The organism is Sorangium sp. So ce124 (genome assembly GCF_051525235.1).
Classification (GTDB): domain Bacteria; phylum Myxococcota_A; class Polyangia; order Polyangiales; family Polyangiaceae; genus Sorangium; species Sorangium atrum.
In genome coordinates this window covers 8541392-8553539 of sequence record NZ_CP150312.1, presented here as the reverse complement: position 1 = coordinate 8553539, position 12148 = coordinate 8541392, and the positions used below count along the sequence as shown (strand labels likewise).

9 protein-coding genes and 10 tRNA genes are annotated in these 12148 nt (G+C 71.5%); 13 read left to right on the top strand and 6 right to left on the bottom strand.

The features are described 5' to 3' along the window. Positions 1–32 precede the first annotated feature (32 nt). From WMF19_RS31895 to WMF19_RS31840, 12 genes are all read left to right on the top strand, one after another. A tRNA-Arg gene (locus WMF19_RS31895) sits at positions 33–104 on the top strand. A 75-nt stretch (positions 105–179) separates the two neighbouring features. Next, positions 180–303, top strand: a tRNA-OTHER gene (locus tag WMF19_RS31890). 7 nt (positions 304–310) lie between these two features. Then, positions 311–385: transfer RNA gene (locus tag WMF19_RS31885), tRNA-Asp, on the top strand. Between the two features lie 206 nt (positions 386–591). Beyond that, positions 592–663, top strand: a tRNA-Ala gene (locus WMF19_RS31880). 182 nt (positions 664–845) lie between these two features. Next, positions 846–919 (top strand) — tRNA-Gly (locus WMF19_RS31875). Positions 920–1000: 81 nt separating this feature from the next. Continuing rightward, positions 1001–1074: transfer RNA gene (locus WMF19_RS31870), tRNA-Glu, on the top strand. 86 nt (positions 1075–1160) lie between these two features. Further along, positions 1161–1234 (top strand) — tRNA-Pro (locus WMF19_RS31865). A 45-nt stretch (positions 1235–1279) separates the two neighbouring features. Beyond that, positions 1280–1353 (top strand) — tRNA-Pro (locus tag WMF19_RS31860). Between the two features lie 15 nt (positions 1354–1368). After that, a tRNA-Leu gene (locus WMF19_RS31855) sits at positions 1369–1450 on the top strand. 4 nt (positions 1451–1454) lie between these two features. Continuing rightward, positions 1455–1527, top strand: a tRNA-Leu gene (locus WMF19_RS31850). A gap of 93 nt (positions 1528–1620) precedes the next feature. Next, positions 1621–2106, top strand: coding sequence for an HNH endonuclease (locus tag WMF19_RS31845; RefSeq protein WP_437893830.1), 486 nt, complete (start codon positions 1621–1623; stop codon positions 2104–2106). Positions 2107–2213: 107 nt separating this feature from the next. Beyond that, complete coding sequence (locus WMF19_RS31840; protein ID WP_437893829.1) at positions 2214–4427, top strand: protein kinase domain-containing protein; 2214 nt, start codon at positions 2214–2216, stop codon at positions 4425–4427. 78 nt (positions 4428–4505) lie between these two features. Here WMF19_RS31840 and WMF19_RS31835 read toward each other — a convergent pair whose 3' ends face one another. The 4 genes from WMF19_RS31835 to WMF19_RS31820 all read right to left on the bottom strand — a co-directional run bounded on the left by WMF19_RS31835 (position 4506) and on the right by WMF19_RS31820 (position 8846). Beyond that, positions 4506–5081, bottom strand: coding sequence for an HPF/RaiA family ribosome-associated protein (locus WMF19_RS31835; protein ID WP_437893828.1), 576 nt, complete (start codon positions 5079–5081; stop codon positions 4506–4508). A gap of 11 nt (positions 5082–5092) precedes the next feature. Then, positions 5093–5464: a hypothetical protein gene (locus tag WMF19_RS31830; RefSeq protein WP_437893827.1), complete on the bottom strand. Its 372-nt coding sequence runs from the start codon at positions 5462–5464 to the stop codon at positions 5093–5095. A 679-nt stretch (positions 5465–6143) separates the two neighbouring features. Next, on the bottom strand, positions 6144–7139 hold the full coding sequence (locus WMF19_RS31825) for a hypothetical protein (RefSeq protein WP_437893826.1): 996 nt from the start codon (positions 7137–7139) through the stop codon (positions 6144–6146). Positions 7140–7253: 114 nt separating this feature from the next. Continuing rightward, entirely contained in the window at positions 7254–8846 is a 1593-nt protein-coding gene (locus WMF19_RS31820) for a DUF4215 domain-containing protein (RefSeq protein WP_437893825.1), read from the bottom strand. 229 nt (positions 8847–9075) lie between these two features. On the opposite strand from WMF19_RS31820, the gene WMF19_RS31815 reads away from it, so the two are divergent. Then, positions 9076–9474, top strand: a complete 399-nt coding sequence (locus tag WMF19_RS31815) for a hypothetical protein (RefSeq protein ID WP_437901701.1) — start codon at positions 9076–9078, stop codon at positions 9472–9474. A 9-nt stretch (positions 9475–9483) separates the two neighbouring features. Here WMF19_RS31815 and WMF19_RS31810 read toward each other — a convergent pair whose 3' ends face one another. Then, positions 9484–10695 carry a formylglycine-generating enzyme family protein gene (locus WMF19_RS31810; protein ID WP_437893824.1) on the bottom strand — a complete coding sequence of 404 codons (1212 nt, stop codon included), beginning with the start codon at positions 10693–10695 and terminating at the stop codon, positions 9484–9486. 382 nt (positions 10696–11077) lie between these two features. After that, a complete protein-coding gene (locus WMF19_RS31805; protein ID WP_437792103.1) occupies positions 11078–12142 on the bottom strand; it encodes a hypothetical protein in 1065 nt (354 codons plus the stop codon). Between the last annotated feature and the right edge of the window lie 6 nt (positions 12143–12148).

Genomic DNA, 12148 nt, shown 5'->3' with positions numbered 1-12148 from the left:
GGTTCGACTCCAGCGTCCCGCTCTCAGCAACAGCCCCCGAGCCCGAATGGATAGGGGCCGGCCTACGAAGCCGGTCGATGCGGGTTCGAGTCCCGCCGGGGGCGCCGGGATCCCCTCTCCGTCGCCCGCTCTCTCGCCCGATCCGGGCCGAAGGACGACGGTTCTCGGATCCCGACCTTGCCGCCGTAGCTCAGCCTGGTAGAGCACCTGACATTCCGCTCTCCACCCGTTTGCCCGATCCGGGCCGAAGGAGGACGGTTACCGTTAATCTGGATGACGCGGGTTCGAATCCCGTCGGCGGCGCTGGTTTGCCCTCGTATGCATCTGGTGAGGCAGCCTGATTGTCGATCAGGTGAGGGGAGTTCGATCCTCCTCGGGGGCGCCACGGGGTGTGCGTCATGGAGACGGCGGAGCCTCCAAAACTCCTGCGAGAAGGTTCGATTTCTTCACACCCCGCCGCAAAAAAAAAGGAGCGCGATGATCCCAATAAGATCGATGGGTGATCGTCCAATGGGCAAGGAGGTAAAGGATGTGCAGAGGCAAGGAGATGGATGTTCGATGATGAAGATCTGACGCCAGGACCGCTGGCTCGGGGTGATAGTTCAACCGGGAGAACACTGCTTTCGCACGGCAGGGATCGAGGTTCGACCCCTCGTCGCTCCACCGGACGGGCCAATGCTCGTGGGTTACCATGCCGCTTGGCATTTCCCCCTTGGGGCCTCCCCACGGCGCTCTTTGCCCGTCCGTTCGTCTCGTTGCCGAGGCGGGCCGCCGTCCGGCGGCCATACACGATGTGCGGGCGCGCGGCGCCCGGCGGCCCGCCTCCTTTTTCTTTCGATGAACCCGCGGTGGTAGCTCAACGGTAGAGTGCGAGCGTGCCAGGCTCGCGACGGGAGTTCGATTCTCCTCCACCGCTCCAGTCAGGGCTCGCGGAGCTCTGCGCCCGCGACATCGCGGCGCCGGGGCCGCCGCAGGTCGGCTCTCCGCATCATGTGCCCCTGTCCCCATCTCGCTAGAGGCTCAGGCGGCCGGATTTTCGCTCCGGAGGCGCGGGTTCGAATCCCGCTGGGGACACTGGGCCGCTCCGCTCGCCAGCGTGCACCTTCGGGAGCCCGCGCCCGAGCGAGCGAGCCTGCCAATTCCATCTTGATGATAGATTTCTGGGTGTGGCTCAACCTGGTAGAGCACCGGCTTCGGGAGCCGGGGACTGGGGGTTCGAATCCCCCCACCCAGACCGCGGAGGGGCGAGAGCTCCGCCGCGACGCGCGACGAAGACCCTCTGGGTGTGGCTCAACCTGGTAGAGCACCGGCTCGGGGAGCCGGGGGGTGGAGGTTCGAATCCTCCCACTCAGACCGCGTCGCGCAGACGTCACCGTGACGGAACGGCATACGTGGCAGGCTGAGATCCTGCGCCCTTCGGGGTATGTGGGTTCGAGTCCCACCGGTGACACCCTGCCCGGGTGGCGAAGCGGCAAACGCTGCTGGCTTAGACCCAGCCATCTGGGGGTTCGACTCCCTCCCCGGGCACCGATTGCGTTTAACCTGGAGTGACGTCATGAAGAGAAAGAGACGATAGAGAGGTGGGCCATGACCGCGCAGACGCTGCTTTTGACGCCATGGATGGTACCCCATAAGGTCATCCCGTGGCAGACCGCCGTCACGATGAGCTTCCTGGGCAAGGTGGAGGTCATCGAGGTGTACGACGACGTCATCCGGTCGCCGTCGCTCTCCATCAAGGCGCCTGCTGTGGTGCGGCTGAAGCGGCCGACGCTGGGGATGAAGCGCGGCGTGAAGTTCTCGAGGATCAACGTCCTCCTGCGCGACGGCTTCCGCTGCCAGTACTGCGGCGTGCAGAAGGTGGCCCGTGAGCTCAACTACGACCACGTCATCCCGCGTGTGCAGGGGGGCAAGACCGTCTGGGACAACATCGTCGCTTCCTGCTATGCGTGCAACTCGGCGAAGCGGGGGCGTACGCCGGAGCAGGCCGGCATGAAGCTGCTCCGCGCCCCGGCGAAGCCGAAGTGGCTGCCGCCGGCGCCCGTCATGGGCCTGAGCGAGCGGCGCATCCCGGAGCTGTGGGCAGGCTACTGCGCGAGCTCGGGGTGAGCTGACCCCCTCGCGCCGGCGCGGCCCGTCGTGCAGACGGCGGGTCGGGCGCGCCGGCGCGCGTCGGGGCTTCCGCCGGCGGCCGCGCGGGTGCAGGATGGCCAGGCATGGAGACGCGGCAGGCCGAAGGCCGCGCGGAGGACGAGCACGCGCCGTTCCCCGCGATCCTCCGGGGCTGGCTCATCGAGGGAGAGCTCGGCCGCGGCGGGATGGGGCGCGTCTTCCGGGCGCGGCACCCGAAGACGCGGGCGCGGGCGGCGATCAAGGTGCTGCTCGGCGACTACGCCCGCCGGCCGGACGTCGTGGCTCGCTTCCGGCAGGAGGCGATCGCCGTCAACATCATCAACCACCCCGGCATCGTCCGTGTCTTCGACTCCGGCGAGCTCGAGGACGGCTCGCCCTACATCGTGATGGAGTACCTGGACGGGCGGGGGCTGCGTGACTGGGTCCAGGCCGTGCCGGCCGCGGATCGGCCGCGGCAGGTCGTGCGGCTCGGCTACCAGATCGCGTCGGCGATGGCCGCGGCCCACGCGTCCAAGGTGGTCCACCGCGATCTGAAGCCGGAGAACATCATGGTGATCGACGACGAGCTCGCCCCCGGGGGCAGCCGCGTCAAGATCCTCGATTTCGGCATCGCGAAGGTCCTCTGGGGCGGCCTCCCCGAGGTGCTGGAGCTGGAGGCGAGCGGCCCCCTCGCGCCCGCGTCCGTGCCCGCGCTCCGCACCGAGCTCTCGGCGCCGACGGCGCCGACCGTGGGGATGGCACCCGACCCCGAGAGCGCCGTCGGCTGGGCGGGGATCGCGAGCGGTCCCGCGAGCGACGCGCGCTCGACAGCGGAGAGCGAAGGGAGCTCGCCAGCGGAGAGCGACCCGCGCGAGGACGACGCGCTCCGGAGCCTTCCTCGCGTGAGCCTCGAGAGGCCTGCGATCCAGGTCCTCCCCGCGCCGGTCGAGATCCCGCCCGGGGTGGTCTCCTCTGCAGCAGGGCGCGTGTCCGTCGAGCCTGCCGGGCCCGCGAGCGGCGGGGGCGCGGGACAGCCCACGATGCCGTTCACGCAGGAAGGCGTGTGGGGCCTCGGCACGAGGAGCTACATGGCGCCGGAGCAGGAGCGCCACTCCGGGAGCGTCGACGTCAAGGCGGACGTCTACTCCCTCGGCGTCATCCTCTACGAGCTGCTCGAGGGGCAGACGCCCGACGCGCCGCGCGGCGCGTGGCCGCCCCCGATGAGCACCGCCACGCCGCCCGATCTCGTCGCCCTCGTCCACCGGGTGCTGTCGTTCGACCCCGATGCGCGGCCGCGAATGGCGGAGGTGGCGACGGCGCTGCACCGGCTCGGCCGGGCGAAGAAAGAGCTCGACGAGGCGCTCTCGAGGTGGGTCGCGAGCGGCAGGGCCCCGAGGCTCCTGCCGCGCGGCAAGGTGCTGCACGAGCTGTCCGCGTGGGCCCGGGACATCGACGACCTCTCGGGCCTGGAGCGCGGCTTCCTCGACGCGGCCCTGGGCGCGGAGGCGCGACGCGAGCGGCTCACGAGGGTGCTCCTTGCGCTCGGCGTGGTCTTCCTGATGGGCATGGTCGCGACGACCTCGGTGTTCTGGGTGCATGCGACGCGGGCGCGGGCGACGGCCGAGGCCGCCGAGCGCGCCGCGCGGGAGCACAGCCGCCTCGAGGCGGCCGCGAACGCCTCCGCGCAGGAGGCCCTCGCGAAGATGACCGAGGCGCAGCGCGCCACCGAGGAGGCGCTCGCGCTCGCGATGAAGGCGAGCGACGACGCGAAGAGCGCCAACTCCGCCAGGGAGTCGATGACCGAGGCGAAGCGCCTGGCCGAGGGCGCCGAGCTCCGCGCGAGGCGCGCGGCTCAGGCGGCGGCCGCCGCGAAGGCGGAGGCCGACGAGCGCTACGAGCAGTCGAGGAGCGCCATGGAGCGCGAGATCGCCGGGCTCGAGGGCGACCGCGAGCGCCTGTCGGCGCGGCTCGGACAGGCCGAGGACGAGCGCGAGAGGGTGAGGGCCGCCCTCCGATCGAGAGAGCAAGAGCTCAGGGCGGCCCTGTCGGAGCTGAGGCGCGAGTCCACGCGCGTGGGCTTGCTCGAGCGCAGGCTCGACGAGGCCTCCGCGCAGATCGACGCGCTGGAGAGGCAGAACGAGGAGTGCGCCCTGCGGCAGCCCAGGGCGCAGCCGCAGCCAGAGCCTCCTCCGGACGGGGACATGGCCCCTTCGAAGGAAGAGAGAGAGGATAGCGCGACGCCGCCGGCCGAGCCCCCGGTGAACTCGAGGCCTCGGCCGGCGCCCCGCTGGCGGTGGCGACGCGATACGACGATATAGCCGCAGCCTCGGCGGACAGCCGGGGAAGCGGAGCTCGCGCCGCGTGTCCGAGCCCCGCGCGCGTCCTGCGCATTCCGGCTAGCTGAGCGTAGGTATCTCCTCGCGGCTACGGTTGCCGCCGCGGGCGTCCACGACGCGCACGCTGCTCGCCTGAGGCCCCTCGTCGCCGTCCTCCTCGGTGTAGGCGACGCCCATGCCGACCCTCAGATCGGAGAACGGAGCCGATACGATGCTTCGCTCGTGGAAATAGATCTCCCGACCATCGATCGTCGTGATGAACCCGTAGTCGTTGAACAGCTTCGCGATGACGCCGGCCGTGTCCTGCGCCGGGTGTGCCTTCACCTCGCTGCGCTGCTCGTCCGAGAGCTTCTTGAGCTGGCGACCGGCGCGCTGGAACACGTCGCGCACCGCCGCCGGCAGCAGGTTCCTCGCCGCCCGCTCCTCGCTCACGATCTCATGCTTTCCGGCCACGTGGAGGTCGACGCGCACGCGGTACTCTCCGCCCGTGCCCATGCTCGCGTGGTCGCGCTCGACCACCACCGCGCAGCTGTTGATGTGGTCGTTGAAGCGCTCGATCTTGTTCGCTTGCTCCCGGATCAGCTCCTCGAGCGAGGGGCTTTTGCCGATGTGTCGGAAGGTGAGCTCCACTTGCATGCTCTCTCCTTTCATCCTGCGTCGCGGGGACGCGTCACTGCAGTCGCTGTGGGTCGCTGATCCGCATCAGCTGATTCCAGCACATGGTTTGGAGTTCCGGTCCAGGCGCCGGGCGCCGCCCCCGCTTCGTGGCTCTCTGCGCCGTCGTTCGGAACGCGCCGCTCCAGGGCTGCCAGATCGATGGCGTGGTGCGGCAGCCGGGCCTCCTCAGGCAAGACCGGGATCTCCCGGAGATCGGCCGAAGCGAAGCGCTGCAGCCGACCCGTCGGCTCCTCGATGTCCGGCGCGCGCTTCGCGCCGGGATCCAGGGGGGAGGGCCCGTCCCCGATGTCCTGCCCGCCCACGTGGCTCGGCTTCAAATCACGCTGTAGCATCGTCGGCATGCGTCTGCTTCGCCGGAGGCGCAGGCTCCGAGGGGTTGGCCCTGGGACCGTGAACACTTCGCGTGTGCTCAGCGTGATCAGGTAGCAAGTTCGCTGCCACGGCCGCTCAGCCGCGCAACGGCCGTGCAGCGCGCTCCTTCACGGTCGAGCGCGCCAGGCGCGTGCGCGGAGGCGCAGGCTCTGCGCGGAGGGAGCCACTTCTTGCGTCCCTCGTGGATCTCCAGGCTGGCGCGGTGGTGAGGCACGAAGCGACGGGGCGTCCTTTCCTGGGGCAATTTGCGACGTGCGGCGCGCGTCACGTCGTTCCATCAGGTCTCGTCGGCGCTCCACGCGTGTCGGGTCCGGGCGCGATGCCGCCCGCTCCTGACGAGCTCTGCCATCAGGGGGGCCGCGAGGGACGGCGGCCACGACGGCCCCTCCCGGAGCGCGGAGCGACGCGAAGGCCCGCCCGCCGTGCCGATCGGGAGCACGTGCGCGCGGTGCGTCGTTGTGTCGTCGTGCGGCGCAGGAGCAGCGACAGGACGGCGAGCACGAGGGCGAGCGCTCGCGCCGCGAACGTCGCGGCGCCGCCGGCGCGCGCTCCTCCGGCTCGGCTCGCCCTGCGCCGTGCGCCGAGCTCGCCCTCGTGCTCGCCGTGGCCTTGTCTCGAGCTCGCTCCTCGGCGCCTCGGGGCGCCGCTTCAGCGGATCTCGAAGACGTAATCCGTGTCGTAGGTGCGGACGAAGAGCTTGCCGTCCTTCTCGACAAGGAACTCGGGGCCGCTCTTCAGCGGCAGCTTCGAGACCACCTTGCCGGTGGCGCGCTCGAGGACATAGAGGAAATCCGGCTCGGCCGTGAAGCCGTATCCGCAGAGGAGGTGATCTCCATGCAAGGCGAAGTTCTCGGCGTTGCAGACCAGCGGCGCGCTCTGCCAGAGGAGCTGTCCCGAGGCGAGCTCGATGGCCGACAGGTAGGCGTTTTTGCCCTTCGACGAGGCTGCATACGTCCTGTGCCCCGACGAGATGTAGAGGACGCCGTCCTCGACCATGGCCCAGCCGATGCTGCCCTTCACGAAGCCGGCTTCCTTGGGATCGAACTCAGGTGGCATGAGGAAGCTCTCGAAGTCGAAGAAGGCGACGATCGTGTGCGCCGCGTCGAGGATCGCGACGAAGCGCGCCTCGGCGAAGTTCGGGCCGTAAAACAGCGCGAGGTGGTCGCCGTGGCCGATCGCCTTGACGAGCACGTGATCGCGGTAGCGCTCGGGAGCGAAGGAGGGGAAGGTGTCGCCCGCCCCGCCGGCGTCCGCGTTCGGCGCCGGCGTGCTCATGGGCAGCGCGAGGCCGTTCGTGGTGAACCATGCCGCCTCGTCCGTGATCTGGTTCTTCTTCTCGGCGACCTTCACGAGGCGCGGCGCAGCGGAGCTTCCGGCAGGCGCGCGCCGGAAGAGCGCCGCGCCGAACGGCGGCGGCGGGAGCCTCACCGGAGACCGGCTATCGAGCGCCGCGCCGTCGTCCGCGGCCACCAGCGCCGGCTTCCCGTTGCCGCCGCGGCGGGGCGGCGCGGGCTGCGGCGGCGGGGCGCCGTCGTGAGGCGCCGGCGTCGCGGCGCCGGCAGCGCCAGGGGGCGGCGCGGCGGCGTCCTGGGAGGCGCGGGCCGGCGGCGCCGAGGGTGGCTGACACGCGCATACGGCGAGCAACGCGGCGGCTAGCCAGCGCGCGGGGCGAGGTGGCTGAGGCGGAGGCGGGGCGGCGAGCACGCGCGCAGCGTACCGCATCCGCCCCCGCGAGAGGGCGCTCCGAGGCGCGGGAGCTCAGCGGGCGGGCGTGAAGGAGAGGTTGAGCGTGTAGGGGCCGGCGTCCCGCGAGCGGTACGGCTCGACGAAGATGAACAGCGGCACGCCGCCGTCGACAGCGATATCGGTCCTCTCGTCGCGGCCTTCGATCTGCTCCTCGATGCACGTCAGCTGGCGGCCCGTGCAGCCGGTCCGCACGTAGAAGCCCTGGTCGGTCGCGGAGGACAGCACCAGCCTGAGCCCGCCGGCGCTCGGCGGCGTGAACGCGTGGATCCCCTCCCGCATCCCGGTCCTGGTGCAGGTGCCCTCGAACACCATCGTCCCGCTCGCCGTGTCGCCCCGGTTCTCGCCGAGGACGGCCACGGGCGCGTCCGCGCAGATGTCGTCGAGCTCCAGGATACACTCGGCGGAGCAGCCGTCGCCGTTGACTGTGTTGCCGTCGTCGCACTCCTCGGGCGGGCTGACGATGCCGTCCCCGCACATGGCCGGCGAGAACAAGAGATCCAGCGTGTACGGCCCCGCGCCAGCGGACGTGACGGCGTCGACGAAGATCGGCACCTCTTGGTCCTTGCGCACGACGATCTCGATCACCTCTTCTTCAGGCCCTGCGCCCGAGGGGGCGGTCTTGTCCTGGCAAGCGAGCTCGGTGGACCCGTCCGCGCATGCCGTGCGGGCGTAGAGGACGTGATCCCTCCCCGACTGGAGCACGACGCGGAGCGTGCCCGACTGCCCGGCGGGAGGCGTGAACAGGTGGACCTCCTCGGGCCCCACGCCCCCGCAGGTGCCTTCGAACACTCGCGTGCCCAGCGACGTATCGCCCTCGAACGTCGTCGTCGTCGCCGGCGGCGCGTCCGCGCAGGCGGCGTCGACGAGCGGGCGGCAAGTCGCGGCGCAGTCGCTGTCCGCGCAGTCGACGCGCTCGTCGCCCTCGTCGTCCTTGCCGTCGTAGCAGTCCGTCTCGCCGAGCTTGCAGAGGCCGTCGAGCGTGTCGCACACGCCGAGCGCCGCGCACTGCGAGTTCTCCGTACACCCAGGGATGCACGCGGTGCGCTCGCCGCTGATCTTGCCGCACCGGTAGCCGTCGCGGCAATCGTCCGGCCCGCTGCACCGAAGGAGGCACAACCCCAGGCCCTCGCCGAAATCTTCACAAAGGCCGCCGTTGGGACAGTCCCCCACGGCGGGATCGCATTGGCCCGCACAGGCTCCGGACGGCCATCCCCACTCGCGCTCTGTGATGCAGTAGTCCTCGGGACAGGCCGCATCGCGAGTGCACGCCGCTCCATAGGGCGCGGGGCTCCCTCCGCCGGAGCCGCCGGTGCCCGTGGGCTCGGCGCCGCCGGCGCCGCCGGTGCCCGTGGGCTCGGAGCCACCCGCGCCGCCGGTGCCCGTGGGCTCGGCGCCGCCGGTGCCTGTGGGCTGGGCGCCACCGCTGCCGCCGGTGCCCGTAGGCTCGGCGCCACCGCTGCCGCCCGTGCCGGTCGCGTCCGACGCACCGGCGCCGCTGCCCGTGGGCTCGGCGCCGCCTTCGCCACGTTCGCCGTCATCGCCGCCGCACCCAGCGGTCGTCGAGAGCGCGAGCACAAAGAGACCTGCTACGAGTCGTACGTTCATCCACCCGCTCCACCAGAAGAGAGATTGTCGAGACGCGAGGTGCACTTCACCCCACGGCGCAGCGCCGCACCATCTTCAGTGCAACGGCTTCGCCTGCCAACCCCCGGTTCACGGCATCCGTGTTCGTTGGAGCGCCGCGTTTGCCGCGCGCCGCGCTCGTCACACGCGATCCGCGCAGGACAGCGGGCCGTTTCGCGGAAAGAGAGCGCACGGAGGCGGCGTGCGTAGCATGCGAGCCCACTGGCCCACGCCCGCCAGCGCGCCGGTCGTGCAGCGCGCGTGGGTCCGTCCGGGGGCGCACATCAACGCGATGGGCGCCGACGCGCCCGGCAAGCAGGAGCTCGATCCCGGCATCCTCCGGGACGCGCGCGTGCTCATCGACGACTGGCACCAGGCGACGGAGAGCGGTGAGGTCAACGTGCCGCTGCACGCGGGCGCCCTGCGCCGCGAGCACATCCAGGGGACGCTCGGCGAGATCGTCGCGGGCAAGTCGAGCGGGCGCGGTGAAGCGGTCATCACCGTGTTCGACTCGACAGGGCTCGCGATCCAGGACGTCGCGCTCGCGCGCGTCATCTACGCCGCCGCGCGCGAACGGGGCGCCGGGACGGCGTTCGACTTCTTCGGCTGAGCGCGGCCGCTACGGCGTCCTCGCGCACCGCACGCCGAGGCTGTAATAGGGCGCCGACGGCGCGACGCTGACCCGCTCGGACGTCAGCAGATAACTCGCTGTGCCGAAGCTGCTCCCGCCGCGGACCACCCGGTTCGAGGTGTCCGTCAGGTTGGCGCAGTCGACGCATTCCGCCGGATAGGTCCCGTACCCATCCAACATCCATTCCCGCATGCTCCCGCCGAGATCCGCCTGCGTCCACCGCCCGTCGCCCTTCGGCGAGCGGGACCCGACGTGCACGATGTCGCTGAAGTCGCTCTGGAATGTGCAGCCGGGCGCAGCGCTCTCCCTGCAATCGTAGGAGGCGTAGCTCGCGTCGATGGTCGTCGACTCCGGCGGATTCGACCACGGATACCGCCGCTGCTCGTCCCCGCCGGCCGCCGCATAGTTCCACTCGGCTTCTGTCGGGAACCGGCCCCCGTCCCACGCGCAGAACGCGAAGGCGACATACCAGCTCACGCAGTTCATCGGCAGGTGCTCCTGGGCGCCCGCCTCCTCTGTCCACGTCCGCATGTCCGCGTTGTCCGGATTGCACATCACCGCTGCTCTCAGCGCCGCCGCGTCCGGGGGCAGCTCGCTGTTCCAGGCCGGGTTCCACCCGCTCCCCTGGATGCCCGGGTGCGCTCCCGCGTCGGCCGCGGGCTGGCTGCCGGGGTACGCCTCCAAGAACTTCCGGAACCTCCCCACCGTCACCTCGAAGCGATCCAGCCGGAAGTCGCTCACCGTCGCTGGATATGCGGCATCGTTGCCGCGGTCGAAGGTCCCCCCGGGCACCACCGCGCTCACACAGCAGCTCTCTCTTTCGCCCGGCCCGCACGTCGATGGCAGCCCTTCGCAGCTCGGAGGCGTCGTGCACGCCCCTCCGCTGCACACGGGCGCCTCCGCAGGACACGGCTCCGGGGCGTCCCACTGATCGCGGTCGTTGCACCGCTCCAGCCGGTTGTCCGAGCACCGCGCGTCGCCGCGCGTGCACTCGCCGGCGCCGCCGCTGCCGTTGCCGGCGCCGCTGCCATTGCCGGCGCCGCCGCGGCCCGAGCTTGCGTCGCCTCCGCCGGAGACGGCGTCGCCGCCTGCGCCTTCGAACGGGTGATAGTCCTTGTCCAGCCCCAGTATCGCCGTGCAACCGCTCGCCATGAAGGCCGATGCCGCCCACCACCACCGACGCGTGCGCTTGCTCTTCATATCTCCTCTTGGGCCGCTCTCCCCGCGCTGTCCACCGCGGCGCGCGCCCGCGATCTTATCCGGCGATGCGCGCGGCTGCGCCGCCTCCAGCGGTATGGCTGCGCTCGACGCGCTTCACTCTTCGGGAACGGAGGAGCGACGGCTGGCTCGTGAGGGCACTCCGGGATGGGCGGGAGAGCGACGGTTGGCTTGCGGGGGCATCGTGAGATGGGCGGAGGAGCGACGGCTGGCTCGCGGGGGCATCGCGGGATCGCTCGCTGGACGCCGCGTGGGGCCGCGGTAGACGGCGCCATTCCACCGCGTGCGCCCGTCCGGCTGGCCTGTGGACGACGAGGCCGTCCCGTCCCCAGGAGCTGCTCTTACGCAGGCGCTATCGCCGGCGTCAGAAGCGCCCTCGCGCGCCGAACACGGCCCCCTCTGGCCCTGCCTCCAGCACGCCCGCGCTGATCCACCTCGGGCTCGCGCTGGCCGCCCGCGCCGCGGTCTTCGGCTCGGTGAGATAAAGGACGAGCGCCGTCCCGGCCCCGGCCAGGCCCACCGCGAACCCGATGGTGCTCACCGTGGCCAGCGTGTTCGCGCTGTCCCCGGCGTCGCGCCCTGTCGTGTCGCAGGCCTTCGGGTCCGTGGCCTGGATGCCGCTGCCGCAGTGCTCGTCGATGGTGCCTTTCTTGTCGAGCACGAGCCCGCCGGTGATGCCGCCCAGCACGAAGCCCGCTGCGCCGAGCCCGCCCGCCAGGTAGAGGGCCGTTCGACGGCCTGCGGGCGCCTCCGGAGCATCCGGCGGGGCCGGTGCAGGCGCCGGCACGATCGCGGGCGTCGGGGACGCCGGATGCGGCGCGGGGGCTCGGGCGGCCGGCGCGTCCTTCAGCGCCAGCGTGAGCTCTTTCGTCTCGCCCGCCGCGATCGTGACGTGTTGTTCCCGCACGGGCTCTCCCGGCGCCTGGATCGACACCCGGTGATCTCCCGGGTCGACCGGCAGCGCGACGCCCAGCGCGGCCTCGCCCAGCACGGAGCCGTCGCGCTGGACCACGGTGCCCGCCGGCGCCCCCGGCGGCAAGGAGAGCGCGAGCCTCGGGATCCGGGGCGAGAGCCGATCGCGCTCCTTCATCGCGAGCTTCGGCCGCTCGCCCTGGCGGGCCTGCTCGGCCGGCGTCATCCGATCGAAACGCGCCAGGTAGTCCTTGAAGCGCGCGACCGCCGTGGCGATGCGGCCCCACTGGGCCTCGCAGGACGCCAGCGTGAAGAGCGTGCCGGGCTGAGGGTCGATGCGCTCGCTCTCGGCGAGGGCCTTGCAGCCCGTCTCGTAACGGCCTGCCTGCATGTCGGCGAGCCCCCGTTCGAAGAGCGCCTCGGCGGCAGCGATGTCCTGCGCCGCCGCAGGAGCCGAGAGGGAGAGCACGCCGAGGGCGGCGAGGAGAGGGGCGGAGCGGCGGAGACAAGGGGGCATGCGCTG